Source organism: Paenibacillus sp. UASWS1643, from assembly GCF_008693195.1.
GTDB classification, from domain to species: domain Bacteria; phylum Bacillota; class Bacilli; order Paenibacillales; family Paenibacillaceae; genus Paenibacillus; species Paenibacillus amylolyticus_B.
In genome coordinates this window covers 38,126-61,873 of sequence record NZ_VXKZ01000095.1, presented here as the reverse complement: position 1 = coordinate 61,873, position 23,748 = coordinate 38,126, and the positions used below count along the sequence as shown (strand labels likewise).

The 23,748-nt window shown below is 47.4% G+C and carries 21 protein-coding genes; 17 read left to right on the top strand and 4 right to left on the bottom strand.

Translation table 11 applies throughout. The annotated features are described in order from the left end of the window. Positions 1-204: 204 nt before the first annotated feature. The gene (locus FE296_RS04890) at positions 205-1,359 is read right to left on the bottom strand and encodes a THUMP domain-containing class I SAM-dependent RNA methyltransferase (protein ID WP_150364402.1); all 1,155 of its coding nucleotides are present in this window, start codon (positions 1,357-1,359) and stop codon (positions 205-207) included. A gap of 239 nt (positions 1,360-1,598) precedes the next feature. Between FE296_RS04890 and FE296_RS04885 the strand changes: the two genes are divergently transcribed. Next, on the top strand, positions 1,599-2,231 hold the full coding sequence (locus FE296_RS04885) for an O-methyltransferase (protein ID WP_150364378.1): 633 nt from the start codon (positions 1,599-1,601) through the stop codon (positions 2,229-2,231). 188 nt (positions 2,232-2,419) lie between these two features. Here FE296_RS04885 and FE296_RS04880 read toward each other — a convergent pair whose 3' ends face one another. Continuing rightward, positions 2,420-3,631, bottom strand: a complete 1,212-nt coding sequence (locus FE296_RS04880; RefSeq protein ID WP_150364377.1) for an asparaginase — start codon at positions 3,629-3,631, stop codon at positions 2,420-2,422. 486 nt (positions 3,632-4,117) lie between these two features. Here FE296_RS04880 and FE296_RS04875 point away from each other — a divergent pair, with 486 nt between their 5' ends. Next, the gene (locus FE296_RS04875; protein WP_150364376.1) at positions 4,118-5,320 is read left to right on the top strand and encodes a cytochrome P450; all 1,203 of its coding nucleotides are present in this window, start codon (positions 4,118-4,120) and stop codon (positions 5,318-5,320) included. Between the two features lie 112 nt (positions 5,321-5,432). Here FE296_RS04875 and FE296_RS04870 read toward each other — a convergent pair whose 3' ends face one another. Continuing rightward, entirely contained in the window at positions 5,433-6,644 is a 1,212-nt protein-coding gene (locus tag FE296_RS04870) for an MFS transporter (protein ID WP_150364375.1), read from the bottom strand. 204 nt (positions 6,645-6,848) lie between these two features. On the opposite strand from FE296_RS04870, the gene hemE reads away from it, so the two are divergent. The 6 genes from hemE to FE296_RS04840 all read left to right on the top strand — a co-directional run bounded on the left by hemE (position 6,849) and on the right by FE296_RS04840 (position 13,334). Further along, positions 6,849-7,913, top strand: a complete 1,065-nt coding sequence (gene hemE / locus FE296_RS04865; RefSeq protein WP_133384225.1) for a uroporphyrinogen decarboxylase — start codon at positions 6,849-6,851, stop codon at positions 7,911-7,913. Continuing rightward, positions 7,906-8,856 (top strand): ferrochelatase, encoded by a 951-nt coding sequence (gene hemH, locus FE296_RS04860; RefSeq protein ID WP_036609705.1) that lies wholly within the window; start codon positions 7,906-7,908, stop codon positions 8,854-8,856. Before hemE ends, hemH begins: the two co-directional genes overlap by 8 nt. Then, complete coding sequence (hemY, locus tag FE296_RS04855; RefSeq protein ID WP_150364374.1) at positions 8,856-10,280, top strand: protoporphyrinogen oxidase; 1,425 nt, start codon at positions 8,856-8,858, stop codon at positions 10,278-10,280. The genes hemH and hemY overlap by 1 nt, the downstream gene beginning before the upstream one ends. 185 nt (positions 10,281-10,465) lie before the next feature. Continuing rightward, positions 10,466-11,878 carry a CapA family protein gene (locus FE296_RS04850; protein ID WP_150364373.1) on the top strand — a complete coding sequence of 471 codons (1,413 nt, stop codon included), beginning with the start codon at positions 10,466-10,468 and terminating at the stop codon, positions 11,876-11,878. 24 nt (positions 11,879-11,902) lie between these two features. After that, a complete protein-coding gene (locus FE296_RS04845; protein ID WP_150364372.1) occupies positions 11,903-12,655 on the top strand; it encodes a glycerophosphodiester phosphodiesterase in 753 nt (250 codons plus the stop codon). Positions 12,656-12,701: 46 nt separating this feature from the next. Beyond that, positions 12,702-13,334: a fumarylacetoacetate hydrolase family protein gene (locus FE296_RS04840; protein ID WP_124113929.1), complete on the top strand. Its 633-nt coding sequence runs from the start codon at positions 12,702-12,704 to the stop codon at positions 13,332-13,334. Positions 13,335-13,456: 122 nt separating this feature from the next. Here FE296_RS04840 and FE296_RS04835 read toward each other — a convergent pair whose 3' ends face one another. Then, positions 13,457-13,864, bottom strand: coding sequence for a hypothetical protein (locus FE296_RS04835; protein ID WP_150364371.1), 408 nt, complete (start codon positions 13,862-13,864; stop codon positions 13,457-13,459). A 388-nt stretch (positions 13,865-14,252) separates the two neighbouring features. Here FE296_RS04835 and FE296_RS04830 point away from each other — a divergent pair, with 388 nt between their 5' ends. The 9 genes from FE296_RS04830 to FE296_RS04790 all read left to right on the top strand — a co-directional run bounded on the left by FE296_RS04830 (position 14,253) and on the right by FE296_RS04790 (position 23,703). Then, positions 14,253-14,810: a MarR family winged helix-turn-helix transcriptional regulator gene (locus tag FE296_RS04830; protein WP_124113931.1), complete on the top strand. Its 558-nt coding sequence runs from the start codon at positions 14,253-14,255 to the stop codon at positions 14,808-14,810. 59 nt (positions 14,811-14,869) lie between these two features. Continuing rightward, positions 14,870-16,318: an aryl-sulfate sulfotransferase gene (locus FE296_RS04825; RefSeq protein WP_150364370.1), complete on the top strand. Its 1,449-nt coding sequence runs from the start codon at positions 14,870-14,872 to the stop codon at positions 16,316-16,318. 12 nt (positions 16,319-16,330) lie between these two features. Beyond that, positions 16,331-17,386, top strand: a complete 1,056-nt coding sequence (locus tag FE296_RS04820) for an ABC transporter substrate-binding protein (protein WP_150364369.1) — start codon at positions 16,331-16,333, stop codon at positions 17,384-17,386. Positions 17,387-17,413: 27 nt separating this feature from the next. After that, positions 17,414-18,190 carry an ABC transporter ATP-binding protein gene (locus FE296_RS04815; RefSeq protein WP_074094443.1) on the top strand — a complete coding sequence of 259 codons (777 nt, stop codon included), beginning with the start codon at positions 17,414-17,416 and terminating at the stop codon, positions 18,188-18,190. Positions 18,191-18,207: 17 nt separating this feature from the next. Then, entirely contained in the window at positions 18,208-18,981 is a 774-nt protein-coding gene (locus tag FE296_RS04810; RefSeq protein WP_150364368.1) for an ABC transporter permease, read from the top strand. Positions 18,982-19,209: 228 nt separating this feature from the next. After that, positions 19,210-20,019, top strand: a complete 810-nt coding sequence (locus tag FE296_RS04805; protein ID WP_150364367.1) for a DUF92 domain-containing protein — start codon at positions 19,210-19,212, stop codon at positions 20,017-20,019. 13 nt (positions 20,020-20,032) lie between these two features. Beyond that, complete coding sequence (locus FE296_RS04800) at positions 20,033-20,611, top strand: TetR/AcrR family transcriptional regulator (protein WP_124113935.1); 579 nt, start codon at positions 20,033-20,035, stop codon at positions 20,609-20,611. Between the two features lie 58 nt (positions 20,612-20,669). Continuing rightward, positions 20,670-22,601 (top strand): ABC-F family ATP-binding cassette domain-containing protein, encoded by a 1,932-nt coding sequence (locus FE296_RS04795; protein WP_150364366.1) that lies wholly within the window; start codon positions 20,670-20,672, stop codon positions 22,599-22,601. A 163-nt stretch (positions 22,602-22,764) separates the two neighbouring features. Beyond that, positions 22,765-23,703, top strand: a complete 939-nt coding sequence (locus tag FE296_RS04790) for a hypothetical protein (RefSeq protein ID WP_150364365.1) — start codon at positions 22,765-22,767, stop codon at positions 23,701-23,703. The last annotated feature ends 45 nt before the right edge of the window (positions 23,704-23,748 follow it).

Sequence of the window (23,748 nt, the reverse complement as noted above, 5' to 3'; positions counted from 1 at the left end):
CCCCTTGCTTTTGTTGTTTTGTAATCGGAATGTAAAATAGGGCTCCATCCATTATAGCGTGGCCTCATGTGTTTTCAACTATGCCTCAGAAGAATTGATTTCTGCGGAAGTGAAGGTCGATGAAGGAGAATTCATATGACCAGAAAAGCGCACAAAAAAAGCGCCCCGGCCATGGGTGGCTGGAGCACTTTATATTTGGAACAATTATGAAGATTGTGGTGTTTTATTTCGTGGAGGCAGTGGGCCCGAATACTGATAGTACTGGGTTTCAATGCGTCCGTTGAACAATTTGCGACGTTTGTCTGCCTTATGACCGAAATATTCTTCAAAGGCTTTGGTTGACGTAATCGCAAAAAAGGACCATGTCGGCATGTCGAGGTAACTGCGCCCTAATGAGCGGAGCAACTTCTGAACTTCTTTTTCTTCACTCAAACGTTCACCATATGGGGGATTGGTAATGATGACACCATATTCACCCTGTGGTCTTGCGCGATGCGCGGGCAGGACGCTGACTTCAATATCTTTGGCGAAGCCGGCACTCTTGATTGCAGCCTGAGCTACTTCAATCGCTTCAGGATCAATATCGCTGCCTGAAATTTGTAACGGGACATCGTCACGTACAGCATCGAATGCTTCTTCGCGCGCCTGTTCCCACAATTCTTCAGGAATAACAGCCCAGTCCTCTGAGTTGAAGGTCCGACGAAGTCCTGGTGCAATGTTCCAGCCGATCATGGCGGCTTCGATCAGCATTGTGCCTGATCCACAGCACGGGTCATAGAATGGACGGGATACATTCCAGCGACTGAGTTGAATCAGAGCTGCTGCAAGTGTCTCTTTGAGAGGCGCTTCGGTGACGAGTTTACGATAACCCCGTTTATGAAGACCTGGTCCCGTTGTATCTAAAGTAAGCAGGGCGCGATCGTTCAACAGAATGACCTCAATTACATAACGAGACCCATCCTCTGGGAACCATTCCGTGTCATAAGTCAGCTTCAGTTTCTCTACGATTGCTTTTTTCACGATCCCTTGTGATGCAGGCACACTGCTTAACTGGGATTTTTGAGAACGACCCTCTACAGGGAATTCGCCGTCGGCTGGAATCCACTCTTCCCAAGGCAGTGCTTTGGTGCCTTCAAACAATTCGTCGAAAGTCGTGGCAGGGAATTCACCCATTTTCACCAATACGCGGTCCGAACTTCTCAGCCACAGATTACAACGGCAAATATCAATATAATCTCCTGTAAAGAAAACCCGTCCATTGTCGATCGTAACATCTTCATACCCCAGTTGTTTCAGTTCCCGGGCAACAACAGCCTCGAGTCCCATCGCCGAGGTTGCAATCAATTGCAATTGAGCCATGTGATTCATTTCAACTCCATTTCAAGCTGGAGAAGGGAAATCCTTCTCTCTGCTGTATAGTAACGGTGCGGCCTTGCCGCTTTCCGTGAAAAAACTTACAATGAGAAATGCGGTGAACGTATGCATTCCTCTCTCAAGGTGATGCACCAGTCAACCGCCTGTGTTGATAACAAACATTTATTATAGAACATTGGCATCCATATGGAAAGCAGTCCAAGTGTCCAAGGAGGATTTTAGTGGTGAATCTGACCCCTGATGAATATGTAAATCAATTATTTCAAGAGGATGAGCTTTTGCTGAAAGTGAAAGAGGCTATCCGTTCGAACGGTATGCCGGAAGTTTCGGTGGCTGCGGCGTATGGACGACTGCTCACGTTTCTAGCCAAGACATCCAAAGCAGAAGCTGCGCTCGAAATCGGCGTGCTGGGCGGTTACAGTGGGATCTGCATTGCACGCGGTTTGCGTGAGAGTGGAACCCTGACTTCGCTGGAACTGAAAGAAGAATATGCGGCAATGGCGCGTGGACATCTGGAAGAAGGCGGTTTTGGTGAAAAGGTGGAGTACCGCATTGGCCCGGCGGCAGACAGCCTGAAGCAATTGGAGCAGGAAGGTCGCACGTTCGATTTCTTCTTTATTGACGCAGATAAGGAGAATTATCCGGTATATCTTGACTATGCCATTAAGCTTGCCCGGCCAGGTGCTGTTATTGTAGGCGATAATTGTTTCCTGCGAGGTCGTACACTGAATCCGGACAAGCAGGGCCCGGCCGTGCTTGCTGTTCGTCGCTTCAATGAACAGATGGCGAGTGACCCGCGCTTGGTGACGACCATGTTGCCGGACTACGATGGGCTCGTACTTGCCTGGGTGAAGTGAAAGTGGATATTTCCTAAAGATAAAACTCCGATGGAACACGATCTCACGCTTTTATGTTTGTGAGGGGGATCGTGATTCTGTTCGGAGTTTTCTAAAAACACACAAATAAAGAGATGACAACATTTTGAAGGACAGAAAATGTGTCGTCTCTTTCTTTGTGTTTACAGATATCTTTGTAGTAGTTCTATTTATACTTCAGGTGTTCCGTACGTTTCGAACCATTTTTTGATGGTGTCAAAATCATCACTGAAGGACAAGCCCAGCATCAATAATACACGAGCTTGTTGTGGACTCAGGTTGTCACCTGCAATGATGCCTTTGCCGCCGCCGTATACACTTCCCGAACCCGTCCGAGTGGTGGTCACAAAGATGACACCTTCTTCAATGGCTTTGGTACGAGCTTGTCCCATAGCTCTGGAGATACCGCCAGCTCCGGTACCGGAAGTCACGATTCCTTTGGCACCGCTGCTCACGAATCCTTCAATGGCTCCGCCGCCAGCTTCTTGATATGAGATCGCAATTTCTACTTTGGCCAGATCTGCCTTTGTAATTTTACTTAGATCAAATACGGGCTTTGCTGTGCCTTCAGGTTTCAACGCACGTGCAGGAGCGCGGTAGATTCGAATGTTTTCTTCATCAATATATCCTACAGCGCCGAGCATCGGCGTTTCAAACGTATCTGTCCGATAATCATTTGTCTTGGTTACACCACGAGCAAGCTGGATTGTGTCATTCAACATGAGTACAGTGCCGAATGAAGTGGTACGACCACTGCCTGCAAGTTTGATTGCGTTGTACAGATTGGCTTGAGCGTCAGAACCGATGACAGTCCATGGACGCATGGAGCCTGTGATGACGACCGGTTTGTCACTCTGAACCGTCATATCGAGGAAATAAGCGATTTCTTCCATTGTATCTGTACCCGTGGTAACGACAACACTGTCATACATTGCCAGAGCTTTGTCTACCGTCTGCGACAAGTCATAGAGGTCGGTCATGCTATAGGAACCTGAACCTGAATTTCCGAACTGGAGTGTGCTAACATCAGCAATCTTCTGTTTATCCGGTAAGGCGTCTACCATCTCTCCAATCGGAAGTGTGCCTGCCTTGTAATTCTGGAAGCTGGTGGCATCCTCGGATTGTCCGGCAATCGTTCCGCCAGTTCCGATTACCAATACATTAGGTAGTGCAGATTGCTTGGAAGAGTCTGGTATTGCGGGAATGGAAGTATTGCGAGCTGGGGTAGTGGTTGCTGTCTGAACAGCACCTGTTGTGCCTTTCACCTCTACCGTAGCTACGTGCGCGGCGTAGGTTCCAATGGGGGACAACGAGATGGTTAATGCTGTTAAAGCTGCGGTACTCCATACGGCCCAGGGACGAAGATTGGATGTTTTACTCATGAATAGCACTCTCCTTCAAGTAAGTGTGATGTTAAGTTTGTTAAGAAGAATATGTATACCATTTCAAATTGATTGTATTTCATGTTAAGTAATGTGACAAACTTAGATAATGGTAGAGTAATCGGTTACATTTGTAGATAATGAGAGTAAAATGATTATTTATGAGGAATTACGAAAGAATATTCATTCTGCTAGAGATATATAAGAGCTGGTTTTAGGAGTTTTGAAGAGAAATATGCCTTCATTGTGTTATTTAATATTACATGTTGAGTCTTTTGTCCTGATAAAATGAAGCATTTTAATAAAAGAATGTCGAATTGGGACTCATATCAGAAGCAGGTAACGGAATAAGAGGATGATAGTAACGCATATTAGGTAATGGGGATCAATTACGGTCTAAAGAGTGGTTTCGTTATAGAGTTATGTTTATAATAGGGGTGATTAACATATGTAAATAAATATATAATATTGATTGGAGGAGAAACGATGAAACAGGCACCGAGAAAGTATGCAAATTACATTCCGATTCGGGAACTGGAGACTTTGGAAGAGAGGTTACTTCCCTTCAAGGTGTATGCAGAACTTCGTGATAACACTCCAGTCCGATATGATGAGCATCGAGAATGTTGGGATGTTTTCGGGTATGAAGATGTGAAGTACGTTCTGAAAAATCCCAAACTGTTCTCTTCTGCACGTGATCGTGCCAATACGAGCATGTTGACGACAGACCCTCCCAAACACAAACAGCTGCGTGATCTGGTGAACCAGGCGTTTACACCCAAGGCAATTGAAGCATTGGCTCCGCGTATTCAGGAAATCACAGATGAGTTAATTGCTCCACACCTGTCAGAAGGACATATGGAACTTATTGATGACCTTGCAATACCATTGCCCGTCATTGTCATTGCGGAATTGATCGGAGTCCCTGCGGCGGATCGTCAAAAGTTCAAAGACTGGTCTGATGTATTGGTGAAAGGCGCACGTGACGATAGTGAGCAGGCCTTCCAGGAGTTATTGGAGGAGAAAAAAAGAAATATGCAGGAGTTGCATATCTATTTCACTGGCATTATGGAAGAACGTCGGTTGCAGCCAAAGGATGATCTGATCTCATTACTGCTTGCTGCGGAGATTGATGGTCAGAAATTGACTTCAGATGAAGTGGTAGGCTTCTGTATTCTCTTACTTGCTGCCGGTAATGAAACAACAACCAACCTGATTACCAATGCGGTTCGTATTCTGTCTGAACAACCCGAGCTACAACAGGAGTTGCGCGAACATCCTGAACGGATTACTTCTGCGATTGAAGAGACGCTGCGATATTATCCGCCAATTGTCGCGATAGGGCGGGTCGCCAAGGAAACTGTAGAGTTGAATGGTCAGACGATTCAAGCTGGAGAGCAGGTGATTTCCTGGGTTGGAGCAGCCAATCGGGACAGTGCCCAATTTGAAAACCCGGAAGATTTCATCTCTGATCGCAAGCCGAACAGGCATATGGGCTTTGGTTTTGGCATTCATTTTTGTCTGGGTGCACCACTCGCTCGATTGGAGGCAAGGGTAGTTCTTCATACATTGCTTCAGCACATGGGAAACATTCAACTTGTGCCGGGAACGGCTCTGGAACCGATACAAAGTGCCTTTGTGTTTGGTGTGAAACATTATCCAATACACTTCAATCGAATTAATAAATAGATAAATAAATGATGAATGGCGCATGAATGACAAAAGCCGCTCTCAGGCCAATTAGGCGCTGGAAGCGGCTTTTTCAAATGGAAAAGTAAGATGGACTAAAATGGATAGGGAATCAGGATTCCCGAATAGAAGCAGGTTTGTTATACAATTTGAATCGGACCCAAACCATATTAAGCAGCAGCAGTCCGCCAGAGACGATAAACAGACCTTCGATCCCGATGAATCCTGCCATAAAACCTCCAATGATCGCTCCAAGCATGTTGCCTAACGCAAGGGTACTCGTATTAAAACTGAATGCACGGCTGATCATGCTATCGGATGTATAGGAACGGATCAAGGCATTAACGCTCGGAAGCAGGCCACCCATGAACACACCCATCATGAAACGAACAAGAATGAGCTGCCACACGGTCTGAACAAATGCCTGCGGAATAAGCATGAGTCCTGTTCCTATGAGGGAGAACGTAAGTACCTTGTGAGGACCAATCCGGTCACTCAGCTTCCCGAGAATCGGAGACATAGCCATATTGGATAGTCCCGTAACTGCACCGACAAGTCCTGCCCAGAAGGCCACGTTTACATCCGAAGCATGCAATTTTTGCACATACAGCGGCAAGAGTGACATGGGGCTAATCATTGCAAACTGCAACAGAAAGGTCACAGCAAACAGTGCGGGCAGTTGAGGTGACTTGTTCAGCTCCTTCAGACCGGACAATACGGATTGTGCCGGCAGTTTGGCTGCTTCTTGACGGTCAAATTTCTCCCTCACCAGGAACATGGCGAGCATGGAAGCAGCAAAGATCAGTCCACCTGTAATATAGAAAATGGGGCGGAAGCCTACCGCATCCGCTAACAAGCCACCAATGAGCGGCCCCAGAATTGTGCCGGCAACCTGCCCGGACTGACTAATTCCCATGGCAAAACCCATGCGGTCTTTCGGAGTGGTACCCGATATCAGCGCAACAGCCGCTGGATTAAAACCGGAGATGGTACCGTTAAGCAAACGCAATAAGAGAAGCTGCCAGGGATTCTGTGCCAGACCCATAAGGGCAATTACGATGGCCATCCCGAATCCCGAACGAAGCAGCATAACTTTACGACCATACTTGTCCGATAACTTGCCCCACAGCGGTTGAAACAAAAATGAGGTGAGGAAATTGGCTGCAAAAATAAATCCCGCCCAAATGCCAATTTCATGTTCGCCAACAACGCCCAGATCTCTTGCGAGATACAGAGACAAAAATGGGGTAATCATGGTCATGCCCGAATTGACCAAAAATTGTCCGAACCAAAGCACAATGAGGTTTACTTTCCACGTTTTCAAAGTGCTTTCACTTCCTTTCAAAGATATTTCTGTAATTCTCAAAAAAACACCATTCTTTCATTATAACACAATTGGCATATGAGGGATGGGTGTAAGGAATGTCATAGTATTGTCACGTAGAACGCATCTGCATGTGGTTGTTACGGCTGTTTAAAAAGGGCATAATGGTAATTATGAGTCCAAAAACTATTGGAGGCTTCTTACATGAGCTATAATGATCGACTGATTCGGGCAAGTTTCAAACAACAGGTAGACCGTGTCCCGGTGTGGTACATGCGTCAAGCTGGGCGTTACGATCCTGAATATCGCAAAATTAAAGAAAAGTACTCCTTGCTAGAAATCTGCAAACAACCCGAGCTGGCGGCTGAAGTTACACTCATGCCGGTACGCAAACTTGGTGTCGATGCGGCTATTTTGTATTCCGATATTATGAATCCGGTTGCCTCATTGGGCATTGATTTTGACATTGTAAAAAATATTGGTCCAGTTATCGATAATCCTATTCGGTCCGCTGCAGATGTGGATCGGCTGCGTCCCATCGACGTAGAAGGAGATCTGTCACATATTCTGGAAACCATTCGAATTCTGGATAAGGAGCTTGACGTGCCTCTTATTACGTTTGCGGGCGCACCATTCACGATTGCGAGTTATCTGATTGAAGGCCGACCTTCGAAAGGGTATATCCGCACCAAAACGATGATGTACAGCGAGCCAGAGGTGTGGCATAAGCTGATGCAGAAGCTTGGTGATATGGTTATTACATATGTCCGTGCGCATATAGCGAATGGCGGTAAGGCATTCCAGTTGTTTGACAGCTGGGTTGGAGCACTTTCTCCCAAAGACTTCAGAACATATGTGTTGCCTACGATTACCCGTATCTTTACCGAATTATCCGATTTGAATGTACCGAAGATTTATTTCCCTGGTGTTGCATCCGGTGAGTTGTTGCCAGCACTGCATAATCTGCAAGCCGATGTGATTGGACTGGACTGGAGAGTATCCATTTCGGAAGGGCGCCAACGTCTTGGCGGCAAATTTGCAGTACAGGGTAACCTGGACCCATATGTGCTGACTGCGCCGATGGAACTGATCAAGGAGCAAGCCAAAGTGATTATTGACGAAGGAATCAAGGAGCCGGGTTATATTTTCAACCTGGGACACGGATTATTTCCTGAAGCATCGCTAGAGAAGCTCAGAGAACTAACGGCGTATATTCATGAATATTCTGCCGAAGCAATGAAGACTGGGGTGACGGTAACCAATGACTAATACTGTAGGTGTACTGGTGATGTCGTATGGCACACCCGAAAATATGGAGAGTGTTGAAGCGTATTACACACATATCCGCAGAGGACGTCCGCCTGAACCGGAGCAATTGAAGGAACTGACGGATCGTTATGAAGCGATTGTTGGCGGTGTTTTCCCCCTTCGGGAGAACACAGACAATCAGGTCAAGGCCCTCCAAGAGACATTAAACCGCGATGAGCGTGGCACTGATGTGGAATTCCGTTGTTATCAAGGACTGAAGCATGCCTATCCGTTTATTGAGGATGGCGTGGAGCAGATGGCCAAGGATGGAATTCAGACAGCGATTGGTATTGTACTGGCTCCTCATTTTTCCACGATGAGTGTAGGCAGTTATATCAAACGTGCGCGTGAAAAAGCAGAAGAGCTGGGCGTTCATATGTCCTTTATTGAGAGTTATCATCTGCATCCGAAGTTAATTCAGGCGTTGTCCACACGTGTCAGTGCCAAGTTGGATGCGTTCGAAGAAGCTGGAGCAAAACGCGGAGATGTGAAGGTGTTGTTTAGTGCGCACAGTCTGCCGGCACGTATTGTGGAGATGGGTGATCCATACCCGCAACAATTGCTGGAAACTTCGGAAGTGATTGCCTCACGTGTAGGAATAACCAATTGGCAATTTACGTGGCAGAGTGCCGGACGAACAGCTGAGCCTTGGCTCGGACCGGATATTCTGGATACGTTACAGGAGCTTTCTCGTGAACAGGTAGAGGATGTGCTTGTGGCACCAATCGGGTTTGTCTCGGATCATCTCGAAGTGCTCTATGATCTCGATATTGAGGCCAAATCGATTGCCAAAGAGATCGACATGCGCCTGATGCGTATTGATTCTCTCAATAGCGATCCTCTATACATGGAGACGTTAAGCGACGTTATTATAAGCCAATGGCAGCAAGGGTCGGATGAGTAATGGGTGATAAGAAACGCCGTGTTGTTGTTGTCGGCGGTGGCCTTACCGGCCTCAGCGCGGCATTTTATATCCGCAAGCATTACCGGGAAGCGGGCGTTGAACCCGTGATTACTTTGGTCGAGAAAAGCTCGTCCATGGGAGGCATGATTGAGACACTGCACCGGGATGGATTTGTGATTGAAAAAGGGCCGGATTCTTTCCTGGCTCGCAAAACAGCAATGATTGACCTCGCTAAAGAATTGGAGATCGATCATGAACTGGTCAGTCAGAATCCGGAGTCGAAGAAAACGTATATCATGCAGCGTGGCAAGCTTCATCCTATGCCAGCAGGACTTGTTCTCGGTATTCCGACAGAACTAAGACCATTCTTGAGAAGTGGTCTGGTCTCTCCGGCAGGCAAACTGCGGGCGTTGATGGATTTTGTCATCCCGCCGCGTCGTACAACAGAGGATGAATCGCTCGGTTATATGATTGAACGCCGTCTTGGAGCAGAAGTGCTGGAGAACTTGACGGAACCACTGCTCGCGGGAATCTATGCAGGTGATATGCGGCGATTGAGCCTCCAGGCTACCTTCCCGCAGTTCGGAGAAGTAGAGCGCGATTACGGCAGCTTGATCCGGGGCATGATGACGGGTCGCAAACCCGCTGAGACGCATACCGGAACAAAACGGAGCGCTTTTCTGAACTTTCGCCAGGGACTTCAGAGCCTTGTTCATGCACTCGTCCATGAGTTGCAGGATGTGGATCAACGTCTGAACACCGCGGTCAAATCGCTGCAACGACTTGACGGAGCGGAGACCAGATACCAAGTTGAGCTGGAGAATGGTGAACAGCTTGAGGCGGATGATGTAGTGGTTACTGTGCCGACATATGTCGCGTCGGAGCTGTTGAAGCCTCACGTCGATACAGCAGCTCTGGATGCGATTAACTATGTGTCTGTAGCCAATGTAGTGCTCGCTTTTGAGAAAAAAGAGGTGGAGCATGTATTCGACGGGTCGGGTTTCCTCGTTCCGCGGAAAGAGGGTCGGAATATTACGGCTTGCACGTGGACATCGACGAAATGGCTGCATACCAGCCCGGATGATAAAGTACTGCTCCGCTGTTATGTTGGTCGCTCCGGTGACGAACAGAACGTAGAGCTTCCGGATGAAGCGCTGACGAATCTGGTTCTCAAGGATCTGAGAGAGACGATGGGAATTGAAGCAGTGCCGATCTTCTCCGAGATTACAAGGCTTCGTAAATCCATGCCACAGTATCCGGTGGGACACCTCCAACATATTGCCGCCCTCCGTGAGGAGCTTGGCAGCAAATTACCGGGTGTATACATTGCAGGTGCAGGTTATGAGGGTGTAGGCTTGCCTGATTGCATCAGACAAGCGAAGGAAATGTCTGTTCAGGCTACACAAAAGCTTGCAGCAGATTAAGTACAGCAAGAGAGCTGTCTCAAACGTAGAATTATCTACTGGAGAGATGGCTTTTTTTATATGAAGATCTGGAAGCTAACCGAGTTAATACCCTTTCAATCGATACAGTTCCAAGGAATGATGGAAATCCAGAATATGCCTGATATAATGGTATGTATGGCTGTGAAGAAGAAGAGGAGTTGCTTATGTATCCCCCAAGATCAGAGCGAAGTGTAAAGAAGAAAAAAGGCAAACGCACGCGCAATACAATCATCTGGACAGTTAATATTGTATTGATCATGGCAATTGGTCTGGTGGGCATTTTTTATGTCATTAATACACGTCAGCAACAGGCAGACCAGCCAGTGAAACAAGAAATAGTTGATCAGGATAAGCCTTCCATTGGAGACGATGCCAAAGGCGGGGATCAAGTAAGTTCTCCAGACTCGGAATCCGATGAGACTTCGGAAGAAGAACCCGAAGCTACGGATGAAGAGACAACAGCGGATGCAGATAAGACATCTGGAGTAGCGACACCTGACACTTCAGGCAATACCAATAGTGGGAAAGCAGAATCCGGAACGAAAAAACCTGCGGCAGATTCGACACCGTCCGGCACCAAGGGAAATGCAGGTGTGGATCAGGAATCAGGGACGTCGAAACCTTCCAATTCAGCGAAGGATGTCACGATTAACTTTGTGGGTGATATTCAATTTTCAGGCAAAGTTGCTGAGTTGCTGGATAAGAACGGTTATGACTATCCCTTTGCCAAACTCGGCAGATTATTCAAGGATGATGATCTTACCATCGGCAACCTGGAGACACCGATAACCCTGGGTGGAACTGGTGCAGTCGACAAAACCTATGTATACAAATCTTCGCCCAAAGCATTGGCGGCAATGGCCTCTGCGGGTTTTGATGCTGTCAACTTGGCTAACAATCATATTCTGGATCAGGGCGTAGAGGGCTTGGTGGATACGTTAACTTATCTTAAGGAATATGGCATAGCTCACACCGGGGCAGGTATGAACAGGGATGAGGCCTATGCACCAGCATATCTGGAACGCAAAGGTATGAAGATTGCATTGCTTGGATTCTCCCGAGTGGTACCGGAAACGAGTTGGAAGGCGGAAGGCAATCGGGCTGGCGTGGCTGAAGCCTATGATTCCACAGGAGCAGTAACAGCGATCCAGGAGGCCCGTAAGAAGGCTGATCTGGTGATCGTGATTGCACATTGGGGAGAGGAACGTGTAAGTAACCCGAATAGTGACCAGACCCGATTGGCTCATGAGTTTGTAGATGCTGGCGCTGATCTGGTTATAGGTGGTCATCCTCATGTGTTGCAAGGGTTGGAGTACTATAAGGGGAAGTGGATTGCATACAGTACGGGAAATTTCATTTTCTCCAGATCCACAACCGAAGAGACGTGGAAAACGGCGGTATTTCAGGCTCGCTGTAGTCAAGATGCAGCTTGCAGCATGAAAGTTATCCCTTATGAGGCCGGGCTAGGTCAGGCCATTCCAATGATTGATGAGGCGAACAAACTGCTGTTGGAACAGATGGCGAAGCTCTCCCCGGGTATTCGATATGATGGGAATGGAGTCGCTTCACCTAATTAAAAACCTTTTTGAGGAGGGAATCGAATGAACAACCTTTGTGTAGCACACCGTGGATTTTCTTCTATTGCACCAGAGAATACGATGGCTGCATTCCTGATGGCCATGGAGCGGCCTGAAGTTCAGTGGATGGAGTTGGATGTGCAGTTATCGCGTGATGGTGTGCCAGTGGTTATTCATGATTTTACAGTGGATCGCACGACGAATGGGAAGGGTCTGGTTCGGGAAACTGGTTGGGCTGATCTGCAACGTCTGGATGCCGGAGCATGGAAAAACAAGTCTTACAAAGGCGAACGGATTCCGGCGCTAAGTGAATTGTTAGATCGCTCGTGTGGCAGAGTGCGTTTGAACATTGAATTGAAAACACAGGGAGACATGTACCCGGGTCTGCCTGCGGCTGTTATACATGAAGTGAGAAAAAGACATATGCAAAATGATGTTGTGATCACCTCATTTGAACCAGCCGCTCTGATCGAAGTGAAGAAACTTGCACCGGAGATCCAGACGGGGCTGATTATCGATGCACGACCAGGTGATCTGTTAACCGCCCTGCGGCAGATGAATTGTACATTCCTCTCGATTGGATACACCAATGTAGACAAATCCTTAATGAACGAGATGCGGAGTGCAGGCATTCGGGTGATGGCTTGGACAGTGGATGACAAGACCATTATGAAGAAATTGGCGGCAGTTGATCCAGAACTCATGTTATGTACGAACCGTCCTGATGTATGGGAGTTGGCATTTCAGGAGACGAGCAGCCGATTTTTCAGACCCTAACTTTCCTATATGCACTAATGAATCCGATAAAGGTGGTAATATACCCATGTTGACTAACATTCGCAATGTATACTGTGTAGGACGCAATTATAAACTTCATGCGGAAGAATTAGGTAACGCGGTTCCGGATGAGCCAATGATCTTTATGAAACCTTCCCATGCAGTCGTGCCCCTGAATGGTGAAACCCTTGAATTGCCTGCTACCAAGGGTGAAGTTCACTATGAAGCTGAATTGGTCGTGCAAATCGGCCGGAGTTATGAGCCAGGTATGGCGGTAGACGAGCTGGCGGATGCGTATGCGTTTGGTATTGATTTTACGTTACGTGACGTACAGACCGTGATTAAGAAAAAGGGCCACCCGTGGACAGCGGCCAAAGGGTTCAGAAATTCCGCTCCGGTTACTGCATTTAAGGCATTTCCGGGTGCGGCAGCATTACTGGAGAAAGACTTTACATTGACCAAAAATGGTGAGGAAGTCCAGCGTGGTAACATTCGTAACATGATCTTCAGTTTACAGGATATTGTGGATTATGTAGGTCACCATTACGGCCTAGGGCCGGGCGATGTCATTTTTACAGGAACACCGGAAGGCGTTGGACCAACACAAGCAGGAGATGTGCTCGAACTGGCATGGGACGGCGAATCCTTGGGTGCCTGCACGATTGGGGCAGCGCAATAAGGATTACACATCATACCTGCTTGAGATGAATAGGTTACAAGAAAGGGGCGTGAATACGCTCCTTTTTGCTGTGTTATCGTGGATATATGTTTATACCTTTATCGTACGGATACGCTACTAATTTACGCCAAGCTGTATGCTGTATTTGCGCTCTGTGTGACCAACTCTTTCAGTTCAGCGTGTTGTGCAGCATGTTGCTCCGAACTGATACTTCCACTTGCGAGCCGTTCATCCAACTGCTCTCTGAGCTGTCTTATTTGTATAGCAATGACCTCATCCAAATTCCCGTTATTTTCTTCCGTAATCGTCCTCAGTGATTTGCCGCTGTACAGTTCCTGATAGAGATCCGCTTCTGAAGCCTGATTCAGAGCGCTGAGCAGCTCGTCGCTGTTTCCCTCACGAGTATCCAAGTCAACGATGGACCATTTAGCAGTAGGTATGGGAGAGATGGCGGATTGGCCCCAGGCTGTTCCAGCGAAGGACATGGTGACAATCATTGTGCCTATAATAATGACTCTTTTCATATTCATATGGATAATCCTCATTTCTGTAGTTGAGTACGAACTGAATCGTAACTTGTCGTTGATGTATTTGTAAGTGTTTCGATCTGAGAATAGTGTAAACGGGAAACCTGAAGTGAAACTTAAAACAGGATAAGTAATTTCAACCTAGCGGAGAATGGCTGCAAAAAGAAAAGATCACTAACATAATTCACACTTGACAGGTTGGGTTAGTTGGTTATATGATAATCTCAATTATTTTAATACTCATTAAATGAACAGTGAAATAATTTGAACTGAAAACTGCATTGAGCTGATTGGACCACCAAAGGCTCCCGGGACTACTCCTCTAAGGAATGTCCTCGGGGGCCTTTTTTTGTTCGCTGTTGAAGCTTCAAACGATCAAGGAGGTTATGAAATGAGCGATAGAGACTGGGAAGCGTTGGAGCGGACGGATTGGTTATTTCGCAAAATGGTCAGACGATTCGTCAAAGAGCGGGATCGCATTTCTGTAGAAGGTATCAGCCTGCCAGGCATGCTTATCCTGCACAAAATCATTCGTGAGGGAGAACAGCGGCTTGGAGATCTGGCAGAACAATTGGATTTTACATCGGGTGCCATTACAGCTCTGACCGATAAGTTGGAGAAAAAGGGACTCACCATCCGCAGACGAAAGGAAGATGACCGCCGGACGGTTTTGCTGGACATCACATCCAGCGGGCGGGAGATGTATGCGAGAAACAGCAATATCGGTGCCCGATGTATCACGCTTCTGTTTGAGGGTTTTACGAGTGAGGAACTGGAGCAACAAAGTCGATTCTACGAGCGGGTAGTAGCGAATCTGGAGGGATTCTCGGACACGGTGCTGGAATTGGCGGAGAACAACGGGATACAAGAACATGATCGGTCCTCCACAAGTAACCTTGAGCAGAAGCAGCGGGACAATACCGGGAAGAGTAACTATCTCAGTTATTGAGGTTGGGTCAAAGTAACGACATTTGATATACCACAAACATTCTAAGGGAGAGATGATCAATGGGACACTCAACAATATATCCAACTGGAGCAACGTTATACAATCCGGATAAGGCTTGGGGCGGTTATACCGTTTATCAGGCAGGTGAGGAAGGCGTAGTGTTGATCGATATGAATGGCAAGGAGGTTCACCTGTGGAAAGGATTATTAGGTTTTCCGGCCAAAATATTACCTGGCGGCTACGTGCTGGGCAGCACGGGTCGGAGAGATCCGAAGTTCGGTATTCAGGATAATGTCGATCTGGTTCAGGTGGATTGGGACGGCAACATTGTTTGGAAATACAATAGCTACGAACACATCGAGGATCCGGGGTATGAGCCACTATGGTATGCCCGCCAGCATCATGATTATCAGCGTGAGGGCAATCCGGTAGGTTACTATGCACCTGGGCTTGCGCCGAAGACGAAGAGTGGAAAAACACTTATTCTGGCTCACAAAAATGTGAGTAACCCGCACATTTCCGATAAGCCATTGCTTGATGATGCCATTATCGAAGTGGACTGGGAGGGGAAGGTACTCTGGGAGTGGTTGCCTAACGAGCATTTTGAAGAATTGGGTTTTGATGAAGCTGCTCGAAATGTCCTGTTCCGTGACCCGAATACACGCTCTTTCGGTCATCTGGGCGGTGGTGTCGGTGACTGGTTACATATTAATTCTGCTTCTTATGTCGGACCCAACCGTTTCTATGAGGAAGGAGACGAACGGTTCCACCCCGACAATATTATCTGGGATGCCAGAGAGGCCAACATTATCGCCATTACAGACAGACAGAGCGGAAAGATCGTGTGGAGATTAGGGCCAGACTATACTTCACCTGAAGTGAAACACATCGGCACAATTATCGGGCAGCATCATGCACATATCATTCCCCAAGGTCTACCGGGTGAAGGGAATTTGCTCGTATTCGACAATGGCGGCTGGGCAGGTTACGGCCTCCCAAATCCGGCTTCTCCATTTGGATTGAAACATGCGATTCGGGATCACTCCCGTGTACTGGAGATTAGCCCGGTCACTCTGGAGATTGTCTGGCAGTATACCTCGGCAGAAGCAGGTTTCTCGGTTCCGACGGATTCTTATAAATTTTATAGCCCATACATCAGTTCCGCCCAGCGTTTACCTAACGGCAACACCCTAATAACCGAAGGTTCCAATGGCAGATTGTTCGAAGTGACAGCCGAGCATGAGCTGGTCTGGGAGTATGTCTCCCCGTACACAGATGGGCGGAATACCAATATGGTCTATCGCTCATATCGAGTTCCTTATCAGTGGGTTCCGCAGTTGGAGAAGCCGCAGGAAGTTGCCATCGAAGCCATTGATGTCTCCACCTACAGGGTCCCGGGAGCAGCACCCAAAGGTTCTGCATCCATCGTGAGCGTAGAGACAACTCTTCCATTTGTGGAGGGTGCAGCCTGTGTGGCAACGTCGGATGAAGGCAAGTCAGGCGGTTAAGCTTCAAGAATCATGACTAGATCGAATGGGGTGTATATTGTGAGAAAACCATCCATAATTACCGGCGTATTGATATTATTCCTGGCTACGGCACTCATATTATCCGGATGCAGTTCAAACGCAGCAGGATCTGGAGCAAAAGACGCTACCGGCAAGAATACCGATAATGTAAAAATTCGAATTGCAGATACAAGTACGAACCCAACGTTCAGGGTAGCCATTGCCAAAGGTTTTTTTGAAAACCGGGGCATAGATGCAGAGAGTATCACGTTTGGCTCACCGGCTGAAGGTGTAAATGCACTATTTATCAAACAGGTAGATATTGCGTACGGAGCGGACTTCCCTGTATTGAATGCTCTGGCTAAAGGGGAATATTCAGTCATCGCTTCTGCAGGCCAGACTACGGATGAAGCGGCAGCCGCCTGGAAGCTGTATGCAAGGGATGATATTCAGAGTGGAGCAGATTTGAAAGGCAAGAAAGTGAGTTTCATTCGAGGCACATTTATTCCATATCTATGGGATGAATATTTGAAAGATCAGGGGGTGGCGCTGAGTGATGTGACGCAAATTGGTCAGGGGGCTTTTGATGAAGCCTACATCGCACTGAAACAGGGAGACCTTGATGCCGCTTGGGTTATAGGTTCCGCGTTAACTGATAAATTCGATGCACTCGAAGGAGTCCATCAGCTGACAGATATGTCTCAGACCCCTATACGCCTTGGTATGGGACTGGTATCAAGTAATGAATTCATCCAGGCAAACCCTGAAAAGATAAGTGACTTCCTTGCGGCGCTGGATGAAGCATCCACGTATGCCCAAGCGCATCCTGAAGAGGTTGCCGATCTGATGTATCAAGAGACAAAACAGCCTAAAGATGCCACGTTGAAAGATCTTCCGATCAATCCATGGGAAGTTGGATTTACGCAGGCTGCTTATGATAGTTTGGCGGGTCAGAAGCAATATATGGTGGACACCGGAATCATCGAACAGGATTTTGATCTCGACACCAAACTCAATCTGACTTCTCTCCAGCAGGCTCTGCCGGAAAAAGTGACATATAGTAAATAATTCTTATTGAAATGGGAGGTGTCCGTTATGTCCTTACCTGCAACTCAGCATACCATTCATATTGAACAGCTGCGGAAAACGTATCATGCCCCGACCAATGGGGATGTGCATTATATCATTAAGGATGTCGATCTGGTTATCAAGGGAGGAGAGTTCTTTGTCCTGCTTGGTCCCAGCGGGTGCGGGAAGTCAACGCTGCTGAATATGATCGCGGGTTTCATCTCCAAGTCGGGTGGACAGCTCAAGGTAGACAACAAGGAGATCGACAGACCGGGCAGGGATCGGGCAATGGTATTCCAGCAGGCGGATTCTTCTCTCTTTCCATGGCTAACTGTGAGGGAAAATGTTGAATTCGGACTTCGAATGTCCAAGGTACCTAAGACACAACGACGTGAGATCTCTGATCGATACATCCAGCTTGTGGGACTGAGTGCTCATGAGGGGAAATTTCCAAAAGAACTATCGGGGGGCATGAAGCAGCGGGTTCAATTGGCCCGTGTACTTGCGAATGACTCGGCGATCTTGTTGATGGATGAGCCATTCGGTGCGCTGGACGCGATGACACGGCGGACGATGCAGAAGGAACTGGTAAATATCTGGAAAGAAACTCATAAGACCGTTATCTTTGTCACCCACGATATTCAGGAGGCGTTATTGCTTGGTGAGCGCATAGGCATTATGTCCGTAGGTCCGTCTTCGAATATAACGGATATTTACCACAACACGTTACCTTACCCTAGGAACATCGCCTCGTCTGAGTTCAACACCCTGTATGACCGAATTCAAGGCCACTTTGAAGAATAACTGAGGTGATATGTAAGATGAAATGGTTAGAGGAAAAATGGGTGTCTATCCCGCTTCTATGGGTAACGGTCATCTTAATCTGGCAGCTTGGTGCCCTTATCTATGGGCCCGACGTGATCCCTGGTCCGTGGGATACGATCCTGGGAGCACGCGAACTGATAGCTGACGGTACGCTGATGGAGTATATCGGAATCAGCTTCACTCGTGTACTGGCGGGCTGGGTACTCGGAAGCATCATTGCTATTCCGGTAGGGCTGATTATTGGCAAAGTTCATCTCATCCGGCTGTTCGCGGAACCGTTCCTTAACTTTATACGTTTTATCCCGCCGATCGCCTTTATTACCTTATTTCTGGTGTGGTTCGGAATTGGTGAGCAATCCAAGATCGCGCTCATTATGTATGCAACCTTCTTCATTGTTGTATTGAATACACTGACAGGCGTACTCTCCGTTGAAGAAGACAAAATCCGGTCGGCCCGCAGTATGGGAGCCAATGAACGGCAGATTCTGCTGCATGTGATTGTTCCGGCGACAACCCCGTATATCTTCACAGGTGTGCGACTGGCGATGGGAACCTCGTATATGGCCATAATCGGTGCTGAGATGATTGCCTCGAATGAGGGAGTGGGTTACCTAATCTGGAATTCCAGACTCTTTTTCCGAACAGATTGGATCTTTGTCGGGCTGATATCCCTGGGTTTTATGGGATTCCTGACGGATCGATTGTTCAACTGGTTTGGTCGCAGAGTACTCAACCGATATGGGGTCATTGGAGGAGCGAAGCGGGTCTGAAACAGAACCTAGGAACACTGAATTACAGACGTTACTTGAAGAGTGAAGTTATCTTGTTTTAACGTTTGATCAATAACCTGTTTTGGCACTTCTACACGAGGCCGAAACAGGTTTTTTGTGTGCTGGCGTAAGGAGTTTCGGCATTGGGATCAAACCGTGGTATAATTGAATTTCAAAAATACAATTAACGTCATGCGGGCTGTACATACGCTGCATGCAGGAGACATTATGGATTGGATTATTGGCGCCGTATGCGCTTCTATGGTGGCAGGTGCTGCCTATGCGAAAAAGTCGCTAACCCTGTCTGGCTGCCTGGCAGCCATCATGATGGGAACGATATATTACGGAGCGGGTAACCTGTTCTGGTTTGGCACGTTATTGTTGTTTTTCATTACTTCAACGTTGCTCTCCAGGTTTCGTAAAGATCGGAAGCAGGAGCTGGAGAAATCCTATGCCAAGTCAGGAAATCGGGATGCCGGGCAAGTGATGGCTAATGGTGGAATGGGCATGTTCCTATGTCTGGGATACTGGATATTTCCACATCCGGCATGGGTATATGCTTTCATTGGTGTAATGGCTACCGTTACATCGGATACATGGGCAACCGAAATTGGGAGTCTCAGTCGTAAGCCGCCGCGCTCTGTGCTCACGTGGAAGGTACTTACGCCAGGTGCTTCAGGAGGTGTCTCACTTCTTGGCACCGTGGCTGCAGCCGTTGGTGGGGCTCTGATTGGTGCGGGAGCATTCTTGTTTTCCTGGATCGCCGGGATCGAAGGGCTTGGTCTGTTTAGTTGGACTTTTGTCGGTCTTGTAGGCGGGTTGGCAGGGGCTTTTGCCGATTCCTATCTGGGCGCAACGGTGCAGATGATGTATCGTTGTACTGTGTGTGGCCGTGAAGTTGAGGTACATGAACATTGCGGGCATCCGACGGTTCGGGCTCGTGGCTGGGCATGGATGAGTAACGACTTGGTGAACGTGCTTAGCTCAGTGATCGGCGGATGTGTGGCGATTGGTTTAGGTAACATTTTGGCGTTGTAGGAGGGAGTAACATTTGAACACTGTACAGGGAGACAAATCGGAGGCTATTTTGGATGCGGCCTATGGTATTTTTGGCTCGAAAGGTTTTTATGAGACAAAAATGTCTGATATTGCAGACGAAGCCGGCATCGCAAAAGGCACCATTTATTTATATTTCAAAAGCAAGGAACAATTATTTATCGCAGTATCCAAGCGGGACTGTAACAGCTTTATTAGCCGCCTGGAATATGCTTTGAACTCGCATGAGAATACAGGTGATAAACTTGGAGCAATAGCCAAGACTCACCTTACGTATTATTATGAGCGCCGCAATCATACCAAGCTCTTTTTTATGGCACCCAATAATGATCCGGACCTGATGAAATTCATGAAGGCATTCATGAATCAATACATGAGTATGGTTTGTGAGGTATTGGAAAGTGCAAGTGTACCTGAGCCTGTATTGCTTGCTGAAGCCTACATTGGAATCCTGGACCGGCTGAAGATGGATATTATGTTGAATCCGGAGTTTAATGAGGAACATCTGAACAAACGAATTGCTTTTGCAGCAGCATTGTTTCTGGATGGATGCCGTTCCTTTTTACAAGTTTAAAGTAAGTGCGAATGTACGTAATATTGAATTTTAATTTACAGAGAAGTGGGTACGAGCAATGAACATAATGACGGTAGAACAAATTGCAAAAAGTTATGGCGAGAAAATATTGTTCAAGGACGCTTCATTTGGCATGGCTGATCAGGACAAGATTGGTGTCGTTGGGGTAAATGGAACCGGAAAATCCACGTTTTTGCGTGTAATTTCTGGCATGGAACCTGCAGATTCGGGACAGATCTCGATCGGTAATGATGTACGTATTCAGTTCCTGGCGCAAAATCCGGACTTCAATCCGGATAATACGGTACTGCAACAAGTATTTGAAGGTGACAGCATGGAAATGAAAACCGTGCGTGAATATACGGAAACGATGGAATTATTGGAGCTGAATTCGTCCGATCCAGCATTGCAAGAGCGGTTATTACGTTTGAATCAGCAAATGGAGCAGCTTCAGCTCTGGCAGATGGAGAGCGAAGCGAAGAGCATTTTGTCCAAACTGGGTATTCGTCAATTCGATGCACTGATGGGCACATTGTCTGGTGGACAACGCAAAAGGGTGGCACTTGCTGCTGCACTGATTCATCCTTGCGAACTGCTCATTTTGGATGAGCCAACGAACCATATTGATAATGATTCGGTAGTATGGCTCGAGCAGTACTTGCAGAAGCGCCGCGGCGCACTACTTATGATAACGCATGATCGGTATTTCCTGGATCGTGTGGCCAATGTCATGCTTGAATTGGATCATGGTCGTTTGTTCCGGTATGAAGCCAACTATACACGTTTTCTTGAACTGAAGGCAGAGCGTGAAGAACGGGAAGCCTCTTCCGAACAGAAACGTAAGAACTTGCTTCGGACGGAGCTTGCATGGATTCGTCGTGGTGCCAAGGCACGGACGACGAAACAAAAAGCGAGAATTGATCGCTTCGAACAACTCAAAGACCAACAAGGAATCCATCGCTCGGGTTCATTGGAAGTATCGGTTGGCTCCACTCGTCTGGGTAAAAAGATTTTGGAGATCGAGCATCTTTCCAAATCCGTCGGTGGTCGCAAACTGATCGAAGATCTGAGTTATATTGCCGTACCTGGAGATCGGGTAGGGATTGTCGGACCGAATGGTAGTGGTAAGTCCACGTTGTTACAGATGATATCTGGCAAGCTGGAACCCGATGCAGGTGTGGTTGACGTCGGTCCTACGGTCAATTTGGGTTATTTCACACAGGAACATCAGGAGATGGACGAATCTCTGCGTGTCATAGAATACATCAAAGAAGTGGCTGAGAATGTGAAAACGGCCGATGGTTCTCTGATTACGGCATCCCAGATGCTGGAGCGGTTCCTGTTCACTCCGGCATCCCAGTGGACGCCAATCTCGCGTCTGTCTGGTGGAGAGAAGCGTCGCCTGTATCTGCTGCGTGTGCTGATGGCTGCACCGAATGTATTGCTGCTGGATGAGCCGACGAATGATCTGGACATCCAGACACTCGCCGTACTGGAAGACTATCTGGATGATTTCCCTGGTGTTGTTTTTGTGGTATCCCATGATCGCTATTTCCTTGATCGTACTGTGGATAAAGTGCTGTCTTTTGAGGGCAACGGTGCTGTACGTGTACACGTCGGCGACTACAGTGAGTATGCGGAATGGATGCTGAAAAATGCGCCTGGAGCTAATCAAGAAAGTGACACGGGAGTAGCGAAGGTGAAGCAGTCATCGGAGAAAACGACACCTGCTGTGTCAGCGGCTAAACCGAAGTTGAAATTCAGCTTTAAGGAGCAACGTGAATACGACCATATTGATGAAAATATTGAGAAGGCTGAAGCCAATCTTGTCCGGATTAACAAAGAGATGGAAGAGTCATTTAGTGATTCTGCCCGTCTGCAGGAGTTGATGGCGGAGCAGGTTGAGGCTGAGCGTCATCTGGACGAATTGATGGAACGCTGGACCGTTCTGAATGAACTTGCAGAGCAGATTGAACAGAGCAAGTCTTGATTTATAACTAAACATCGCCCTTTCTTCTATAGTGACTTTATGTCGCATTGGAGAAAAGGGCGATTTTTTTGTCTGTGAATTTGCGCATTAAAGTGAAACGTTCTGTATACTCATCACGTTTTATAAGTAAAGAATTCCATAGAAGGGAGAGAACACCACACTTATGTATAAGGAAATTAATCAACAGTTGGCTGTGCTCAAGGAAAAGGGGAGAATTTACGAGAAATGGACCAAACGTTTGGAGAAGCTTCAAACGGAGGAAACTGAATGGGAAGCAAAGGTAAAATGTCGTCTGGAGCATCTCCAGAAGGAGCAGAAGGACGTTGATCGATTGAACGGTATGACATTGTCAGCATTTTTCTATCAACTGATTGGCAAGAAGACAGAACGTCTGGAGAAGGAAGAGCTCGAACTCATGGAGAGCAAGGCTGCATACGACACCGCTTGTCGCATGTTACAAGACGTACAGGAGCAACGAATCCATGTGGAGCAGGAGTTGGAGGGTGGGCGGCAGTATCAGTACTGGCAAAGCGATTACAACGCTCTGTGGGGGAAGAAGGAAGGTCGACTGCTGGACCAGGATGCGGAATTGCAACAGATGGCTGAGAATCGGGAACATCTGGCGAGCGAGCTACAAGAACTGGATGAAGCTTTCCGGGAGGGAGAATATCTGCTCTATGCTCTTGAACGTGCCGAGAAGGCTTTGTCTTCGGCAGGTAATTGGGGTGTATATGACATGATGGGCGGTGGGGTCATCTCCACACATATCAAGCGAGGAAGAATGGATGACGCTCAGGTTGCCATCATGGATGCAGGTAAGCGTCTACGACGTTTTCAGAAGGAACTGGAGGATGTAGAGATGGCAGTACACGCGGATCTGCATCTGGGAGGTCTGCTTTCATTCGCAGACTATTTCTTCGATAACCTCTTCGTAGACTGGATGGTTCAGGACAAAATTCGCAAAGCCGAACGCCAGGTGAAGGATGGACTGAGCGCGGTTCGGCAAACCATGCATGTGTTAAGAAATGAAATGCGTGACCATAAGGCAGAGTTAGAGATATTGGATCGCAAGTATCATGCATATGTGGAAAAGGCAGATTAAGAGATATGACAACAAAGGCCACTTCCAAGCACACCGAATTGTGTG

What these genes read in the sequence shown, in the direction of transcription:
- FE296_RS04890 (WP_150364402.1), bottom strand. Translation starts at nt 1,359, where the DNA reads ATGGCTCAATTGCAATTGATTGCAACCTCGGCGATGGGACTCGAGGCT.
- FE296_RS04880 (WP_150364377.1), bottom strand. Translation starts at nt 3,631, where the DNA reads ATGAGTAAAACATCCAATCTTCGTCCCTGGGCCGTATGGAGTACCGCA.
- FE296_RS04875 (WP_150364376.1), top strand. Translation starts at nt 4,118, where the DNA reads ATGAAACAGGCACCGAGAAAGTATGCAAATTACATTCCGATTCGGGAA.
- hemE (WP_133384225.1), top strand. Translation starts at nt 6,849, where the DNA reads ATGAGCTATAATGATCGACTGATTCGGGCAAGTTTCAAACAACAGGTA.
- hemH (WP_036609705.1), top strand. Translation starts at nt 7,906, where the DNA reads ATGACTAATACTGTAGGTGTACTGGTGATGTCGTATGGCACACCCGAA.
- hemY (WP_150364374.1), top strand. Translation starts at nt 8,856, where the DNA reads ATGGGTGATAAGAAACGCCGTGTTGTTGTTGTCGGCGGTGGCCTTACC.
- FE296_RS04850 (WP_150364373.1), top strand. Translation starts at nt 10,466, where the DNA reads ATGTATCCCCCAAGATCAGAGCGAAGTGTAAAGAAGAAAAAAGGCAAA.
- FE296_RS04845 (WP_150364372.1), top strand. Translation starts at nt 11,903, where the DNA reads ATGAACAACCTTTGTGTAGCACACCGTGGATTTTCTTCTATTGCACCA.
- FE296_RS04840 (WP_124113929.1), top strand. Translation starts at nt 12,702, where the DNA reads ATGTTGACTAACATTCGCAATGTATACTGTGTAGGACGCAATTATAAA.
- FE296_RS04835 (WP_150364371.1), bottom strand. Translation starts at nt 13,864, where the DNA reads ATGAATATGAAAAGAGTCATTATTATAGGCACAATGATTGTCACCATG.
- FE296_RS04830 (WP_124113931.1), top strand. Translation starts at nt 14,253, where the DNA reads ATGAGCGATAGAGACTGGGAAGCGTTGGAGCGGACGGATTGGTTATTT.
- FE296_RS04825 (WP_150364370.1), top strand. Translation starts at nt 14,870, where the DNA reads ATGGGACACTCAACAATATATCCAACTGGAGCAACGTTATACAATCCG.
- FE296_RS04820 (WP_150364369.1), top strand. Translation starts at nt 16,331, where the DNA reads ATGACTAGATCGAATGGGGTGTATATTGTGAGAAAACCATCCATAATT.
- FE296_RS04815 (WP_074094443.1), top strand. Translation starts at nt 17,414, where the DNA reads ATGTCCTTACCTGCAACTCAGCATACCATTCATATTGAACAGCTGCGG.
- FE296_RS04810 (WP_150364368.1), top strand. Translation starts at nt 18,208, where the DNA reads ATGAAATGGTTAGAGGAAAAATGGGTGTCTATCCCGCTTCTATGGGTA.
- FE296_RS04805 (WP_150364367.1), top strand. Translation starts at nt 19,210, where the DNA reads ATGGATTGGATTATTGGCGCCGTATGCGCTTCTATGGTGGCAGGTGCT.
- FE296_RS04795 (WP_150364366.1), top strand. Translation starts at nt 20,670, where the DNA reads ATGAACATAATGACGGTAGAACAAATTGCAAAAAGTTATGGCGAGAAA.
- FE296_RS04790 (WP_150364365.1), top strand. Translation starts at nt 22,765, where the DNA reads ATGTATAAGGAAATTAATCAACAGTTGGCTGTGCTCAAGGAAAAGGGG.